The sequence below is a fragment of the Neorhizobium sp. CSC1952 genome (assembly GCF_030378245.1).
GTDB classification, from domain to species: Bacteria; Pseudomonadota; Alphaproteobacteria; order Rhizobiales; family Rhizobiaceae; genus Neorhizobium; species Neorhizobium oryzae_A.
On sequence record NZ_CP128416.1, the window covers coordinates 2,137,498 to 2,155,453 of the forward strand.

The following is a 17,956-nucleotide window of genomic DNA, read 5'->3' on the forward strand; positions in this document are numbered from 1 at the left end:
TTATCTCTATCGGCTTGGTAGAGATAAGATAGCATAAGGAGACGTTCGAAAAGGCGGAACGAGAACCCGGGAGGCATCCATGCGTCAGCTTCAGCATTCGACACGGTCTTTCCCCGCTCGCAGCACTACCTTAGCCAGCAGATGGCAACGGGCCACCAATGCGGCCCTGGTGGCGGCGGCTTTCGTTTTCGTCGGCGCAGTGACGCTCGGCCTTTTCCCGTAAGCTCCGGTCCTCCCAAGGCCGAATAATACACCTCCCGGGCCACGAGCCGCGGGAGGTGTTTCGTTCTCAGGCTATCTCGCCGGCAGATAGGCTTCGGCGAGCTCCACCCAGAAACCGGTACCGATCGGCAAGGCATCGTCGTTGAAGTCGAAGCGCGGGTGATGCAAAGGCGGATCATTGTCGGTGCGCCTGGTTCCGAGCAGGAAATAGCTGCCGGGCCGCTCTGCGAGCATATAGGCGAAATCCTCGCTTCCCATCGAAGGACGCGGCAGATCGACGACCTTGTCCGCGCCGACCACACGCCTGGCCAGGTCGCGAACGAAATCGGTCTCGGCCTTGTGGTTGATGGTCGCCTCGTAACCCCGCTTGTAGTCGATCGTGACACTCATGCCATAGCTTGCGGCCTGACCCTCGGCGATCATGCGGATGCGTCTTTCCAGCTCGTCGCGGACATTCGGATCGAAGGAACGGATGGTCACCTTCATCTCCGCCCTTTCCGGAATCACATTGCTCGCCATGCCGGCATGGAAAGCGCCGACTGTGACGACCGTCGGGTCGAGCGGGTGGATGTTGCGCGAAGCGATCGTCTGCAACGCCATGATGATGCTCGCGCCGCAGACGATGGGATCCGATGTGTCCTGCGGTTCGGCGCCATGGCCGCCGCGGCCGTTGACGATGAGGCGGCATTCATCGACCGCCGCCATCATCGGGCCTTCCTTCACGCCGATCTGGCCGAAAGGCAGGCTCGGGTCGTTGTGGAGGCCGAAGACCGCGTCGCACGGAAAGCGCTCGAAGAGGCCGTCGTCGATCATCAGCTTGGCACCGCCGAAATTCTCTTCCGCCGGCTGGAAGATCAAATGGATCGTGCCGTCGAAGTTCTTTCGTTCGGCAAGGATTTTCGCGGCACCGAGCAGCATGGCCGTATGGCCGTCGTGGCCGCAGGCATGCATGAGACCCTTGTTCTTGCTGGCATATTCCACACCGGTTTCTTCCTCGATCGGCAGCGCGTCGATATCGGCCCGGATGCCGACGGACCGGTTGCCGGTACCGTTCTTCAGCGTCGCGACAAGTCCCGTCTGGCCGAGCCCGCGGGTGACCCGGTAACCGAGCTCGGTAAGCTGGCCAGCGATGAAATCGGAGGTATTGAACTCCGAAAGGCCGAGTTCGGGGTATTGATGAAGGTGGCGGCGGATGGCCACGATCTCGGCCATATGGTTGGAAAACTGGATCGTCATCGCTCGAAACCCCGAAAGTTCGATTGGATCATCTGCGGGCCGAAACAAGATCGCTCGGCGGCGGACAATGAATAGCAGCGCGGACCGGCGGAGGTAACCCGCTTCTCACTAAATCTGGCCGCCTGGGACCCTTTGGGGCGCGGTAGAACCCAGATGTTGCGTCACGCCGCAAATCTCTTGCGTAATCAATAACCTGTCCTGTTCAGCTTTCATTCAGGCTGGTCCGGCTAGAGGCGGAAGATGTGTTAATCCGCGGATAGCGGGCAATAGATTTCGGTCAATCATTTGCAATATCAGTACCGCCCTCTATTTCCCCTTTCGCGGATTTGCCTTGGGCGCGGTCACCATAATCACAATGATGACTGGCGCTCCCGAAGCAGGCCGAGTAAGTCGAGGCCGACAAACCCTTGAGAAGTTTTCACCAGAAGCCGCACCCATGTCCTTTCATAATCCGCCAGCTTCCTCGCGCGAAACCGAAGTCAAGCAGATCGACCACAACGATTCGATCCGCTCGACCTATTTCAACATCGATGCCTTGAGGGAATGCGGCGAGACGCTCGGCAGGGACGGCACGCCGAGCCTGCCCGGCATCGTGGAATTCGACTTCTTCAAACGGCATCGCGAAAACGAGAAGGAAATCTTCCGGGTCTACCGGGCGACTGCGGCCGATGTGGATGCCGGCGCGTCGATCACGCCCGCGGCGGAATGGCTGCTCGACAACTATTATATCGTCGAAGAGGCGATCCAGGAGGTGCGCCGGGACTTTCCGAAGAAGTTCTACCGCCAGCTCCCGACGATGCGGGTGAACGGGCAGGAGATGCCCCGCGTTCTCGTGCTTGCCTGGCTTTATGTTGCCCATACGCATAGCAGTTTGTCGCGCGACGGACTCGCGGCCATGGTCGAAGGATTTCAGGTCAAGGAGCCGCTGGAGATTGGCGAGCTCTGGGCGCTTCCATCCTTCATCCGTTTCGTGCTGATCGAGAACCTGCGTCGTATCGCGACCCGGGTCGATCGCTCGCGCAACATGCGCCGCCGTGCCAATGAAGTCGCCGACGAGGTCATCCGGCTCAACGACGAGGCGGCCAGCGTCGATCTGCTCAAGGGCATCGAGGAACTGACGAGCGACCATACGTTCATCACCCAGTTCCTCTATCGTCTGCGCAATGCCTCCCAGACTTCCGGTTTCGCCATCGCCTGGCTGGAGCAGCGGCTCGATCAGGCCGGCACGGATGTCGAAGAGGTGATGCTCGCGGAGCAGAACCGCCTCTCGTCCGGCAATGTGACGATGGGCAACATCATCAAGAGCCTGCGCGAGATCGACGACACGGAATGGAGCGTCTGGTTCGAGGACGTCTCGCAGATCGACAAGATCTTCCGCGAGCGCACCGACTATGAGGCCCTCGATTTCGGTTCGCGCAACGCCTATCGCAATCGTATCGAGCAGATCGCCCGCCGCTCTCACAGGAGCGAAGCCGAGGTGGCGGAAACCGCCATCCGGCTGGCGGAACAGGCGGCGGCAGAAGAGAATTCCGATCCGCGCGAAACCAATATCGGTGCTTTCGTCGTGGGCCGCCGGCGCAAGGAATTGGAAGCGGCGGTCGGCTACAAGCCGCTTTTCGTCCAGCGGACCGTCCGTCTCGTCCGCCGCCTCAACTGGTTTGCGATTGCCGGTCCGGTGATCTTCCTCACCGTACTGGCAATGGCGATCGCCGGCTGGTTCCTCGTTCAGGCGGATATTCCCCTGCCGGTGGTTTTCTTCTTCCTGCTGATGTTCGCGCTGCCGGCCTCCGAGGGCGCGACCGGCCTCTTCAACACGCTGGTGACCTATGTGGTGCGGCCGGCGCGGCTGGTCGGTTACGAGTTCAAGGAAGGCATTCCCGAAGAAGCAAAGACGCTGGTCACCGTACCTTGCCTGATCACGGATCGGGATACGGTGGACGAACTCGTCCGCAATCTCGAAGTTCATTATCTCGCCAATCCGCGCGGTGAGATCTATTTCTCTCTCCTGAGCGACTGGCGCGACAGCAAGTTCGAGGAGACGGATGCCGATCTCGAAATTCTCGACTACGCCAAGCGCGAGATCGCCGCGCTCAGTGCCAAATATGCCCATGATGGCAAGACGCGTTTCTACCTCCTCCATCGCCGGCGGCTGTTCAATCCGAACGAGGGCGTCTGGATGGGCTGGGAGCGCAAGCGCGGCAAGCTGCACGAGCTGAACCTGCTGCTGCGCGGCGACCGTGATACGAGCTACCTGCCCGGCGCCAATACCGTGCCGGAGGACGTCAAATACGTCATGACGCTCGACGCCGACACGCGCCTCATGCGTGATGCCGTCACCAAGCTCGTCGGCAAGATGCACCATCCGATAAACCAGCCGGTGCTCGATCCGAAGTCGAACCGCGTCGTACACGGCTATGCCCTGATGCAGCCGCGCGTCACCCCGTCGTTGACGACCGGCAAGGAAGCGTCCGTCTTCCAGCGCGTCTTTTCGGTCGGCCGCGGCCTCGACCCCTATGTCTTTACCGTTTCCGACGTCTATCAGGACCTGACGGGCGAGGGCAGCTTCACCGGCAAGGGGCTCTATCACGTCGATGCCTTCGAAGCGTCGCTCAAGGGTCGGATCGACGAGAATTCCGTCCTTTCGCATGACCTTCTCGAAGGCTCCTTCGCGCGCTGCGCGCTCGTGACCGACGTGGAACTCGTCGAAGACTTTCCCGTCCGGTACGAGGTGGAAGTGTCGCGCCAGCATCGCTGGGCCCGCGGCGACTGGCAGCTATTGCCCTATATCCTCGACCCGAAGCGTGGCGTCACCGCGCTCGGCCGCTGGAAGATGATCGACAACCTGCGCCGATCGCTGACCCCGATCGCTTGGTTCTTCGCCTCCGTGCTCGGCTGGTACTTCATGGACCCGCTCGGCGCGCTGATCTGGCAGATTCTGCTGATCTTCTCGCTGTTCGTAGCTCCCACGTTGTCGCTCGTGACCGGCCTTTTGCCGCGTTCCACCGATATCGTGCCCGGCGCGCATTTCTATTCCGTCTGGTCGGATATGCGTTCCGCCAATGCGCAGGTCGCGCTTCGCATCGTCTTCATTGCCGATACTGCCTGCATCATGACGGATGCGATCGCGCGCTCGCTCTACCGCCTGTTCTTCAGCCGCAAGCTCATGCTGGAATGGCGAACGGCCGCTTCGATCCAGTCGAGTGCCCAGGGCAGCCCGCAGGATTACTACCGGGCCATGTGGCATGCGCCGACGATCGCCGTCCTCAGCATTATCCTGTCGGCCATTCCGGGCGACAATGCTTTTCTGGTCGGCATACCGTTTGCCGTGCTGTGGATATTCTCGCCGCTCGTCGCCTGGTATGTCAGCCAGTCCGCCGAGACCGAGGATCGCCTCTTCGTGCCGGAACAGGTCTCGGTCGAACTGCGCAAGATCGCGCGCCGCACCTGGCGCTACTTCGAGACCTTCGTCACGCTCGAGCAGAATTACCTGCCGCCGGACAATTTCCAGGAGAGGCCGGATCCGATCATCGCCAAGCGTACGTCGCCCACCAACATCGGCGTCTACCTGCTTTCGACGATCTCCGCGCGCAATTTCGGCTGGATCAGCTTCACCGACACGATAGAGCGGATCGAGCAGACGATCTCCACGATCGAGAAGATGGAGAAGTTCCGCGGGCATCTCTTCAACTGGTATCATACGGATACGCTGAAGCCCCTCGGCCAGCGCTATATCTCCGCGGTGGACAGCGGCAACCTCGCCGGCCATCTGATCGCAATCTCGTCCGCCTGCCGCATCTGGGCGGAAGCGCCGGCAGCGCATCTGCAAGGCAATCTCGACGGGATCGGCGACGTCGCCGGCATTCTGGCGGAAACGCTGAAGGCCTTGCCGGACGACCGCAAGACGGTTCGTCCGTTGCGCCGCCGTCTCGAGGAGCGCATCGCGGGCTTTGGGAATGCGCTGGCCGCGGTCAAGCGCGAGCACGAGTTCGCTTCGATCCGCATCATCAATCTCGCCGTTTTGGCGCGCGACATCCAGAAGCTTTCGACAAACCTCGACCACGAGGTGCGTTCGACCCAGAGCGATGAGGTGACCCGCTGGTCGGCCTCGCTCGTCAATGTCTGCGAGGCGCATATCGCCGACAGCGTCTTCGACAATTCCAATATCGAACCGCTGCGCGATCGGCTTATCGCGCTCCGCGACCGTACCCGTAGCATCGCCTTCTCGATGGATTTCGGCTTCCTGTTCCGGAAGGAGCGCCGTCTGCTTTCGATCGGCTATCGTGTCGAGAGCAATGAGCTGGACGAGGCCTGCTACGACCTTCTGGCGTCAGAGTGCCGCCTGACAAGTCTCTTCGCGATCGCCAAGGGTGATCTTCCGACGGAACACTGGTATCGCCTCGGGCGCCAGGTCGTGCCGGTAGGCGCGCAGGGCGCGCTCGTCTCCTGGTCGGGCTCCATGTTCGAATATCTGATGCCGCCGCTCGTCATGCAGGAGCGGCAGGGCGGCATCCTCAACCAGACCAACAATCTGGTCGTGAAGGAGCAGATGAACCACGGCAGACGGCTCGGTACGCCCTGGGGCATTTCCGAGGCGGCATTCAACGCCCGCGACCATCTGTTCAACTATCAGTACACGAACTTCGGTGTCCCGACGCTGGGCCTCAAGCGCGGCCTCGGCCAGAATGCGGTCATTGCCCCCTACGCGTCGATCCTCGCCAGCCAGTACGATCCGATCGCGGCGGCGGAGAACCTCGCGGAACTGCGCTCGCTCGGCGCGCTCGGCATGTTCGGCTTCCACGACGCGGTCGACTTCACCCCGACCCGCGTGCCGGAAGGCAAGCGCTGCGCGGTGGTCTACAACTACTATGCCCACCATCACGGCATGTCGATCGCGGCGATCGCCAACGTCGTCATGAACGGTCTTCTTCGCGAGCTCTTCCACTCCGACCCGGTCGTCGAGGCGGCGGAACTGCTGCTGCAGGAAAAGGCGCCGCGCGACATCCCGGTCATGAGCGCCAAGCACGAGGAGACGCCCGGCAAGGGGCAGGGCGAACTCCTGCGTCCGGAGATCCGCACCATCAACAATCCGGCCACCAAGGATCGCGAGCTGGTGCTGCTGTCGAATGGCCACTACTCGGTCATGCTCACGGCCACCGGCTCCGGCTATTCCCGCTGGAACGGCATGTCGGTCGCACGCTGGAAACCCGATCCGACCGAGGACCGCTGGGGTCAATTCCTGTTCCTGCGCGATACCGCGACCGGCGAATGGTGGTCTGCGACTGCGGAGCCGCGCCGTGCGGAAGGCGAGAAGACCAGGGCGATCTTCAGCGACGAACGCGCCGAATTCCACAAGACGATCGGCGATCTGACGAGCACGGTCGAATGCATCGTCGCCAGCGAACACGATGCCGAAGGCCGCCGCCTGACGCTGCTCAACATGGGAGCCGAGGACCGCTTCATCGAAGTCACGTCCTATATGGAGCCCGCTCTCGCCGTCGAAGACGACGACAACGCCCACCCGGCGTTCTCGCGCATGTTCATCCAGACCGAGATCGGCAAGCGCGGCGATGTAATCCGTGCCTGGCGCAACAAGCGCAATCCGAACGATCCGGACATGATCGTCGCGCATCTGGCGGCGGACAATGCCGGCTCGGCGCGTCCGACCGAATTCGAGACCGATCGCCGGAAGTTCCTCGGACGCGGCCGGACGCTCGGAGAAGCTGCCGCCTTCGATCCCGGCGCGACGCTTTCGGGCACGGACGGTTTCACGCTCGATCCGATCCTGTCGCTCAGGCGTGTCGTCCGCGTTCCCGCCGGAAAGAAGGTCAGCGTCATCTTCTGGACGATCGCCGCACCGAAACGCGACGAACTCGATCAGGCGATCGAGCGCTATCGTCATCCGGATGCCTTCCAGACCGAGCTCACCCAGGCCTGGACGCGCACGCAGGTGCAGATGCGCCATCTCGGCGTCTCCTCGCAGGATGCCGCGGCTTTCCAGCATCTGGCGCGCTATCTCATCTATCCGGACATGCACCTGCGCGCCGATCAGGCGACGGTCCAGAGCCACATGCTGCCGCAATCGTCTCTCTGGGCGTCTTCGGTCTCGGGCGACTTCCCGATCTTCACGCTGCGCATCAACGACGACGCCGACATGGCGGTGGCGAAGGAAGCGATGAGCGCGCAGGAATACCTGCGCTCGCGCGGCGTGATCTCGGATCTCGTCATCTTCAACGAGCGGGCGGCCTCCTATGCGCAGGAAATGCAGCACGCGATCGAATATCTCTCCGAGAACGCCCGCCGCCTCGGCCAGCAGGAAGGGCAGCGCCAGCACGTCTTCTCGCTTCGCCGCGACATCATGGACGAAGAGGGTTCCGACGGCCTGATCGCCGCGTCTCGCGTGGTGCTGCATGCCCGCAACGGCAAGATCATCGACCAGCTCAACCGCGCGGCCTCCATCTTCGCGCCGCCGAAGGATCAGGAGATCGAAATCGATCGCCGCCCGCTATTGAACGGCGAGATATTCCAGGTTCCGGCGGAGACAGAGGCGCCTGCCGATCTCGAATTCTGGAACGGCTTTGGCGGCTTCTCCAAGGACGGCAGCGAATATGTCGTCCGGCTGCGCGGCGGGCAGGCGACGCCGCATCCGTGGATCAACGTCATCTCCAACGAGACATTCGGCTTCCATGTCTCGGCGGAAGGCGCAGGTTTCACCTGGGCACGGAATTCCCGCGATTATCAGCTGACGCCATGGACCAACGATCCGGTCGTCAACCGGCCGGGCGAGGCCTTCTATGTCGCAGACCGGGATAGCGGCGCGGTGCTGACGCCTTTTGCGGCGCTGTCGCGAAAGCCCGAGGTGAAGTTCGAAACCCGGCACGGCCTCGGCTATTCGGTCTTCTCCAGCGAGGAAGACGGCCTGAAGATCGAGCTCACGCAGACGGTCGATCGGACTCGTGCGGCAAAGCTGACCTCCGTGGTGCTGCACAACGGCGGTTCCGAAAACCGGAAACTGCGTGTCTACGGCTATGCGGAATGGCTGCTCGGCAGCAACCCCGCGCGGTCGATCCCGTTCATCCTGTCGAGCCGTGACGAGGAAACGGGCGCGCTCTTCGCCACCAATCCTTACAGCATCGACTATCGCCGCTTCGCCTTCATGGCGATGAAGGAAATGCCGTCCGGCTTCACGAGCAGCCGCCGAGAATTCATCGGCCGGTTCGGTTCGATCCAGATGCCGGCGGCGGTGACGTCCGCTTCGCCGCTCAGCGGTTCGCTCGATCTCGACGGGGATCCCTGCGCGGCGCTTGCCTACGATATCGAACTGGCGCCGGGCGAAGAGAAGCAACTCACCTTCTATCTCGGTGACGCCGATACGAAGGAAGAGGCCCAGGCGCTGATTGCAGAGCTGCGCGGCGAGGAATTCAATACGGTCCTCGATATGAACCGCAGCTTCTGGAAAGGGTTCACCGGCCGTCTCAAGATCTCGACGCCGGAAAAGTCGCTCGACCATATGGTCAATCACTGGCTGCCCTATCAGGCGCTCGGCTGCCGCATCATGGCCCGTACCGCCTTCTATCAGGCGTCCGGGGCTTTCGGCTTCCGCGACCAGCTCCAGGATACGCTCGCCTTCCTCGTGCACGAGCCGTCGCTTGCCCGCCGTCAGATCGTCAATGCGGCATCGCGGCAGTTCAGGGAAGGTGACGTGCAGCACTGGTGGCTGCCGAATTCCGGCGCCGGCGTGCGTACGATGATCTCGGACGACGTGGTGTGGCTTGCCTATGCGGTGGAGCAGTATATTGCGGCGACCGGCGACAAGTCCCTGCTGGATGAGGAGCTTGCCTTCCTCGAAGGTCCGCTTCTCGAAAAGCACAAGCACGACGCCTTCTTCAAGCCGGAGATTTCAGCAGAAACGGCAAGCCTCTACGAGCATGCGGCAAGGGCGCTCGACCTTGCGATCGCCCGTACCGGCGACAACGGTCTGCCGCTGATCCTTGGCGGCGACTGGAACGACGGCATGAACCGCGTCGGCGTCGGCGGCCGCGGCATGAGCGTCTGGCTTGGCTGGTTTCTGGCGGCTGCGCTGCGGAGCTTCCTGCCCTATGCCGCCGAACGGAACGAGCGTCAGCGCGTCGAGCGCTGGACGGCGCATCTCGAAAATCTCAGGCAGGCGCTGGAGAAGTCGGGCTGGGACGGCAGCTACTACCGCCGCGGTTATTTCGACGACGGCTCGCCGCTCGGCTCCAGCAGCAGCGACGAATGCCGGATAGACTCGCTCGCCCAGTCCTGGAGCGTGCTCTCCGGCGAAGGCGATCCCGATCGTGCCTGCAAGGCGATGGATGCGGTGCTCGACAAGCTCGTGGACGAAGACGCAGGCATCATCCGCCTCTTCACGCCGCCTTTCCATGACACCCGCAAGGACCCGGGCTATATCAAAGCCTATCCTCCGGGCGTGCGAGAGAACGGTGGCCAGTATACGCATGCGGCGATCTGGGTCGTGTTGGCGCTGGCGGCTCTGAAGCGCGGGGATGATGCGTGGAAATGCTTCCAGATCCTCAACCCGATCAACCATGCGCTCGATCGCGATGCCGCCGAAACCTATCGCGTGGAACCCTATGTGGTTGCGGCGGACGTCTATGGCCACGGATCCTATACCGGCCGGGGTGGCTGGAGCTGGTATACGGGCTCGGCCGGCTGGCTCTACCGCGCGGCGGTCGAAGGCATATTGGGCATTCGTCGTCAGGGCGACCGGCTGTTCGTCAACCCGGTCCTGCCGACCGGCTGGAGCGGCTTTACCGCCGAGCTCACGATCGACGCCGCCGTTTACAAGATCAACGTCGAGGACGGCAAGGTCAGCATCAACGATACGGCGGTGAGCGAGACGGAGGGCTTCCCGTTGAACGGAGCCACCGCGAAACGGCTGCCCGAGCCGGCCCACAGCTGATAGTCCCCCCGATCAGAAACCAATAAGGCAAAACCCGCCGCCATTCCCATGGCGGCGGGTTTTTCGTCTGCATGCCTGATGCGGTCAGGCGGGCTGCGCGACCGATCCGGCCTCGTCATGTTCCTCCTCTTCGCCGAGGAGGCCGCTGGTCCGCAACAGCGAAGCGAACCGGCCGCCGAGATGGCTCAATTCGTCGTAGCTGCCCATCTCCGCGATCCGGCCGTTGTCGAGGAAGATCACCTTGTCGGCGTCGCGGATCGTCGATAGCCGATGGGCGATGATAAACGTGGTGCGGTTCTTGCGCAGCCTGTCGATTGCCGCCTTGACACGGGCTTCCGTTTCCACGTCGAGTGCGCTGGTGGCTTCATCGAGCACCAGGATCGGGGCGTTCTTGAGAATGGCCCGGGCGATCGCGATACGCTGGCGCTCGCCGCCGGAGAGCCGGTTGCCGCGCTCGCCGACCGAGGTGTCATAGCCGGTAAGCCGGCTCTCGATGAAATCGGTCGCGGCTGCCGCCTCTGCCGCCTTGAAGATCTCCTCCTCGGTCGCCCCTTCGCGGCCGAGGCGGATGTTCTCGCTGATCGAGCGGTTCAGGAGACCGGCATCCTGGAAAACGGTCGCGATGGACTGGCGCAGCGATTTGCGCGTCACCGTTCCGATATCGGTGCCGTCGATCAGGATCTTGCCTTTCTGAGGATCGTAAACCCGTTGCAGGAGATTGATGAGGGTCGTCTTGCCCGCACCGGTCGGGCCGACGATCGCGACCGTCTCTCCCGCCTTGGCGGTGAAGGAAATGTCATGCACGCCCTGGCTCGTATTGGCGAAGCCGAACGAGACGTCGCGGAATTCCACCTCGCCGCGGACATCGCCAAGATCGCGGGCGTCCGCCGGTTCCGCGCGCTCCTCGACGGAATCCTCCAGTACGAAGAAATCCTCGAGCTTGGCCCGTGCCTCGAATATCTGGGTGGCGAACTGGCGCAACAGATCGAGGCGGCCGATCAGCAAATTTGCGAAACCGATGAAGGCGACGACGTCGCCGACACGGATTTCGCCCTGCTGCACCAGCAGTGTGCCGATGACCAGGATGACGCCCATGGATACGGTCGAGGCGGTGCGGTTGAGCCCGCTCGCAAGCGCCCACCAGTCGAGTACCGGATATTGAGCGGCGAGCAGGTCTTTGGTGTAGTCCTTCAACGCCCTGGTTTCCGCCTCGATGCGGTTGTAGCTGTGCAGGACGGAGACGTTGCTGATCGAGTCGCTCACATGGGAAAAGACCGTGTGGTAGTGATTTTCAACCGAGGCTTGGCCTTCCTTGGTACGGTTCATAACCGCGACGCCGATGACCCAGTAGACAATGCTCAATACCAGCAGCACGATGCTGAGCCGCCAGTCCATGGAGATTGCGGTCGGGATCAGGAGAACAAGCGCCACTGCGGTTGCAAGATGGGTGCGCATGAATTCCAGCCAGAGGCCGAAGAGGCTCTCGGCCGCCCGCAGCAGCGTATGCAGCGCGTTGGAAGTGCCCCGCTGGTGATGCCAGGAGAGCGGCATGGAAATGATGCGTCCGAAAGCCTCCGTCAGCAGCGAGGCCCGCCGGCCATGGGCAAGCCGGTCCGCCTCGCGGGCGACGAGCACATAGGCGACCGTGTTGAAGACGCCGAACCCGGCCCACAACATCAGTACGGGAGCAACGGCACTGCCGGACGAAATGGCGTCGATGATCCGGCCGAACAGAATCGGTTCGGCAATGGTGATGACGGCAAGCACGATATTGGCAATAACGACGGCAGTCACCCGCCAACGGTTTTTGGCCAGATATTTAAGGGCTCGTGCGTAAACCTGAAACAGCGTCAACTGGCGCAACCTCATTGATATGGAGCCGCCATGGCGGCGGCGCCTGGAACCTAAAGGCCGGAAACGGCAATTCCGCGACCGGCGCAGGAGATAATATCCTTCTGCCAGAAATGTTTCACCCAGAGCAAGGCTGCGAGAATCCCGTGTTTTAGCCGGGGCGCGAATAATTCCCGCAAAGCCGTCAAGGGGGGCTAGATTTAGCGGTATACCTTCAATGAATACTAACTATGCTAATTGAGTATGAAAGCGAGAAGTAACTGAAAATTAACGTAAAGCGAAAAAGCGATCGAACTAGCATGCGGGGGCCCGGTCTTGAACATTCAATTACTCGTACAACTTCTGGTTCTTGCGGAAGAGGCCAAGACGGAAGCGGAACTGACGGCCCAGCTCGAATCCCTGCTGAAAGCCTACGGCTTTGAATATTATGGCCTGCTCCTCCAGCCGCGGTTCAATCAGGACCCTGTAAATCCGGCTCTGGCCAGCCGCTGGCCGGAAGGCTGGTCGGAGATCTATTTGGGACGCAAATACGTCCTCGTCGATCCGACCGTTCGCATGCTCAGCATCGCTCAAAGGCCCTTCCGCTGGCGCGATGCGGTCTCGAAACTCAGAAACGACCCCCATCGGCAGCGTATGCAGCGCATGATGCAAGAAGGAGTGCGCTATGGCCTGCTGGACGGTTATATTTTCCCGGTGCACGGCCGGAACGGGTTGCTCGGCAATATGACGATCGGCGGCCGCCCCGTCGATCTTTCTCCGGCCGAACTGGCGTTATTCGATGCGGCGGCCAAGAAAGTCTTTTGGCGTTTCATCGAACTGAGAGGCCAGACGGCGGAGCTGGAGGCGGTCGCAAAGGTGGACACCCAACTCACCCGCCGCGAAATGGAAGTCATCGTGCTTTTGGCCGATGGTCTGACCTCGAACGAAATCGCCAAATCGCTGGATATTTCCAGCCATACGGTGGATTGGTACATTAACGGACTGCAGGAAAAGCTGAAGGCCAAGAACCGGCAACATGTGGTCGCCTCGGCCTTTCGTCTGGGGCTCGTCATCTGAGCCCAAGCCCATTTGTTGCCGTCGACATAAATTTGACATCCCCCTCTTTGGTAAATTGCACTTGCTTGATTAAGGCGATACTGATTTCTTTGCAGTGCAGCATTTTTTCGATGGCACCTGGGGAGGTCCGTTTTGCCGATTTCGAAGATTCTCGTTGCCAACCGCTCGGAGATTGCCATCCGCGTGTTCCGCGCGGCCAATGAGCTGGGCATCAAAACGGTCGCGATCTGGGCGGAGGAGGACAAGCTCTCGCTGCATCGCTTCAAGGCGGACGAAAGCTATCAGGTGGGGCGCGGCCCTCATCTTTCCCGCGATCTCGGGCCGATCGAGAGCTATCTTTCCATTCCGGAGGTGATCCGGGTCGCCAAGCTTTCCGGCGCCGACGCGATCCATCCGGGCTACGGCCTGCTGTCGGAAAGTCCCGAATTCGTCGAGGCCTGCAACGATGCCGGCATCACCTTCATCGGTCCGACCGCCGAGACCATGCGCCAGCTCGGCAACAAGGTCGCGGCCCGCAACCTGGCGATCTCGGTCGGCGTGCCGGTCGTGCCGGCAACCGAGCCGCTGCCCGACGATATGGCGGAAGTGGCGAAGATGGCTGCGGCGATCGGTTATCCGGTGATGTTGAAGGCTTCCTGGGGCGGCGGCGGGCGCGGCATGCGCGTCATCCGCTCCGAGGCAGACCTCGCGCGGGAGGTGACCGAAGCCAAGCGCGAGGCGATGGCCGCCTTCGGCAAGGATGAGGTCTATCTGGAAAAGCTGGTTGAGCGTGCCCGCCACGTGGAAAGCCAGGTCCTCGGCGATACGCACGGCAACGTGGTGCATCTCTTCGAGCGCGACTGTTCGATACAGCGGCGCAACCAGAAGGTGGTGGAACGTGCTCCGGCGCCCTATCTCACCGAAGCCCAGCGCCAGGAGCTGGCCGGCTATTCGCTGAAGATCGCGCAAGCCACGAACTATATCGGCGCCGGCACCGTCGAATACCTGATGGATGCCGATACCGGCAAATTCTACTTCATCGAGGTGAACCCGCGCATCCAGGTCGAGCACACGGTGACCGAGGTTGTGACGGGTATCGACATCGTCAAGGCACAGATCCACATCCTCGAAGGGGCGGCGATCGGAACGCCGGAATCGGGCGTGCCCAAACAGGCCGACATCCGCCTCAACGGCCACGCCCTGCAATGCCGGATCACCACGGAAGATCCGGAGCACAATTTCATCCCGGACTACGGACGCATTACCGCCTATCGCTCGGCGGCCGGTTTCGGCATCCGCCTCGACGGCGGCACGGCCTATTCCGGCGCGGTGATCACCCGCTATTACGATCCGCTGCTCGTCAAGGTGACCGCCTCCGGCGGAACGCCGCAGGAAGCGATCAGCCGCATGGACCGGGCACTGCGCGAGTTCCGCATCCGTGGCGTGGCGACCAACCTCACCTTCCTGGAAGCGATCATCGGCCACCCGAAGTTCCGCGACAATTCCTATACGACGCGGTTCATCGACACCACGCCTGAGCTCTTCGAGCAGGTGAAGCGGCAGGACCGTGCGACGAAGCTGCTCACCTATCTCGCCGACGTCACCGTCAACGGCCATCCGGAAGTGAAGGGCCGGCCCGTGCCTTCGGAGCAGGCGGCAAAGCCGGTTCTGCCCTATATCAACGGACCCATCCCCGACGGGACGAAACAGAGGCTCGATGCGCTCGGTCCGAAGAAGTTCGCGGAATGGATGCGCAACGAACAGCGCGTGCTGCTGACCGACACGACCATGCGCGACGGACACCAGTCCCTGCTCGCGACCCGTATGCGCACCTATGACATCGCGCGCGTTGCCGGCGTCTATGCTCGCGCCTTGCCGAATCTCTTCTCGCTGGAATGCTGGGGCGGGGCGACTTTCGACGTTTCCATGCGCTTTCTCACCGAAGACCCGTGGGAGCGGCTGGCGCTGATCCGCGAGGGAGCGCCGAACCTGCTCCTGCAGATGCTTCTGCGCGGCGCAAACGGCGTCGGCTACAAGAACTATCCCGACAATGTCGTCAAATACTTCGTCCGCCAGGCAGCGAAGGGCGGCATCGACCTCTTCCGCGTCTTCGACTGCCTGAACTGGGTCGACAACATGCGCGTCTCGATGGATGCGGTCAACGAGGAGAACAGGCTCTGCGAGGCGGCGATCTGCTATACCGGCGATCTGCTCAGCAGCGCGCGGCCGAAATACGATCTCAAATATTACGTGGCTCTGGCCGAGGAGCTGGAAAAGGCCGGCGCGCATATCATTGCCGTCAAGGACATGGCCGGCCTCCTGAAGCCCGCAGCGGCCAAGGTCCTGTTCAAGGCGCTGCGCGAGGCGACGGGCCTGCCGATCCATTTCCATACGCACGACACGTCGGGCATCTCGGCGGCCACCGTGCTGGCGGCGGTCGAAGCGGGCGTCGATGCCGTCGATGCGGCGATGGATGCGCTCTCCGGCAATACCTCGCAGCCCTGCCTCGGTTCGATCGTCGAGGCACTTTCGGGCAGCGAGCGTGACCCGGGCCTCGATCCGGAATGGATCCGCCGCATCTCCTTCTATTGGGAGGCGGTGCGCGGCCAGTACGCGGCCTTCGAAAGCGACCTCAAGGGACCGGCGTCTGAAGTTTACCTGCACGAGATGCCGGGCGGCCAGTTCACCAACCTCAAGGAACAGGCGCGTTCGCTCGGACTGGACACCAAGTGGCACAAGGTGGCGCAGGCTTACGCCGACGCCAACCGGATGTTCGGCGATATCGTCAAGGTGACGCCGTCTTCGAAGGTGGTAGGCGACATGGCGCTGATGATGGTCTCCCAGGACCTGACCGTCGCCGATGTCGAGAACCCCGCGAAGGACATCGCCTTCCCGGAATCGGTGGTCTCGATGCTGAAGGGCGATCTCGGCCAGCCGCCGGGCGGCTGGCCCGAAGCGTTGCAGAAAAAGGTTCTGAAAGGCGAGCAGGCCTATACGGCCGTGCCCGGTTCGCTTCTGCCGCCGGCGGATCTCGAAGCGGAGCGGAAAGTCATCGAGGGCAAGCTCGAGCGCAAGGTCGACGACTTCGAATTCGCCTCCTACCTGATGTATCCGAAAGTCTTCACAGACTTCGCACTGGCCGCCGATACCTATGGGCCGGTCTCGGTCCTGCCGACGCATGCCTATTTCTACGGGCTTGCCGATGGCGAGGAACTGTTTGCGGATATCGAGCGCGGCAAGACGCTGGTCGTGGTCAACCAGGCGATGAGCGGCACCGATGCCCAGGGCATGGTCACCGTATTCTTCGAGCTGAACGGTCAGCCGCGCCGCATCAAGGTGCCGGACCGGGTGCATGGTGCCTCAGGCGGGGCCGTGCGCCGCAAGGCAGAGACCGGCAATGCCGCCCATCTCGGCGCGCCGATGCCGGGCGTGATCTCGACCGTCGCCGTCTCCGCCGGCCAGTCGGTCAAGGCCGGCGACGTGCTGCTCTCCATCGAGGCGATGAAGATGGAAACGGCCCTGCATGCCGAAAAGGACGGAACCATCGCCGAAGTCCTCGTCAAGGCCGGCGACCAGATCGACGCAAAGGATCTCCTGATCGTCTACGGCGGCTGATTTCAGCCGCCTTCGCTGGTGCTGGCTTTCCGGCCGAACCGCTCGCCGAAGATGATCAGCAGGCCGGCGCCGCCGATGAGGACCGCGCCCAGCGTCACATTGGCGGCGGGCACATCGCCCCAGATCAGGTAGCCGAGCACGAAGGCCCAGACGAGCGCCGTATATTCGAAAGGCGCCAGCACCGAAACCGGCGCCCGACGCATGCCTTCGAAAAAGGAGTATTGGGCCAAGCCTCCGAGCAGTCCCACGCCGAACAGCATGGCGGTCGTGGCGAAATCGACATGCTTCCATTCGACGATCAGCATGCCGGCGGTCAGCAGGATGAAGAAGAAATTGGTGATCGTCATCTGCACGAGGCTCGTTTCGTGCAAGGCGGTGCGCCGGAGCAGCACCGTCGAGAAGGCCCATAGGCAGGCGGCCTGCAGCGCCAGGTAGACGGGAAGCGAGATCGTGAGCCCAACCGGATTGCTGGCGACGATGACGCCGGCAAAGCCGACGAAGACCGCGATCCAGCGCGCAAGGGTCACATGTTCTTTGAGCATCGGTCCGGCAAGCAAAGTGGCAACGACCGGCGCTGCGAAATAGAGCGTGGTGAGTTCGCCGAGCTGAAGGGATTTCGCAGCAGTGTAATAGGAAAGCCAGGCGGTGATGAGGAACAGGCTGCGGATCGCCATAGGCTTGACGATGTTGGACGTGGCTGCCCGATGTGCCAGGCGCGGACCGCCGATCAACAGGCAGCAGGTGCAGACCGTGACACTGCGGAAAAACAGGATCTGCCAGACCGTTACCTGTTCAACCAGCAGCTTGATGACCGCATCATGCGTGCTGAAGACGAAATAGGAGAGAGTGACCAGCAGGATGCCGAGGCCGTAGGGAGTTTTCAAGGAGACACCGAGCCGGCATGCCGGAGACTGTGGTTTGGGTCGAAATGATCTCAGATCGATGCCAGAAACCGGAGTTTGCCGCGACTGTCAATCTCGGCTTCCGGCGTTGTTCAGGTTTCCTTCAGATACAATTTGTGAGACGGGGAGCTGTCGTGACCGGTTGCAAATTCAATCG

At 62.1% G+C, this 17,956-nt stretch carries 6 protein-coding genes; 3 read left to right on the forward strand and 3 right to left on the reverse strand.

Translation table 11 applies throughout. From position 1 onward, the window contains the following. Positions 1-294: 294 nt before the first annotated feature. The gene (locus tag QTA58_RS10560; protein ID WP_289672735.1) at positions 295-1,458 is read right to left on the reverse strand and encodes a M20 aminoacylase family protein; all 1,164 of its coding nucleotides are present in this window, start codon (positions 1,456-1,458) and stop codon (positions 295-297) included. 436 nt (positions 1,459-1,894) lie between these two features. On the opposite strand from QTA58_RS10560, the gene QTA58_RS10565 reads away from it, so the two are divergent. Further along, complete coding sequence (locus QTA58_RS10565) at positions 1,895-10,396, forward strand: glucoamylase family protein (RefSeq protein ID WP_289672736.1); 8,502 nt, start codon at positions 1,895-1,897, stop codon at positions 10,394-10,396. A gap of 84 nt (positions 10,397-10,480) precedes the next feature. Here the strand turns inward: QTA58_RS10565 and QTA58_RS10570 are convergent, their stop codons facing one another. Next, the gene (locus QTA58_RS10570; RefSeq protein ID WP_085419783.1) at positions 10,481-12,250 is read right to left on the reverse strand and encodes a glucan ABC transporter ATP-binding protein/ permease; all 1,770 of its coding nucleotides are present in this window, start codon (positions 12,248-12,250) and stop codon (positions 10,481-10,483) included. A gap of 312 nt (positions 12,251-12,562) precedes the next feature. Here QTA58_RS10570 and QTA58_RS10575 point away from each other — a divergent pair, with 312 nt between their 5' ends. Both QTA58_RS10575 and pyc read left to right on the forward strand, forming a co-directional pair. Further along, positions 12,563-13,303: a LuxR family transcriptional regulator gene (locus tag QTA58_RS10575; RefSeq protein ID WP_085419782.1), complete on the forward strand. Its 741-nt coding sequence runs from the start codon at positions 12,563-12,565 to the stop codon at positions 13,301-13,303. 132 nt (positions 13,304-13,435) lie between these two features. Next, a complete protein-coding gene (gene pyc / locus QTA58_RS10580; protein WP_289672737.1) occupies positions 13,436-16,897 on the forward strand; it encodes a pyruvate carboxylase in 3,462 nt (1,153 codons plus the stop codon). A 2-nt stretch (positions 16,898-16,899) separates the two neighbouring features. On the opposite strand, the gene QTA58_RS10585 is transcribed toward pyc, so the two are convergent. Next, positions 16,900-17,781: a DMT family transporter gene (locus QTA58_RS10585; RefSeq protein WP_289672738.1), complete on the reverse strand. Its 882-nt coding sequence runs from the start codon at positions 17,779-17,781 to the stop codon at positions 16,900-16,902. Positions 17,782-17,956 lie beyond the last annotated feature (175 nt).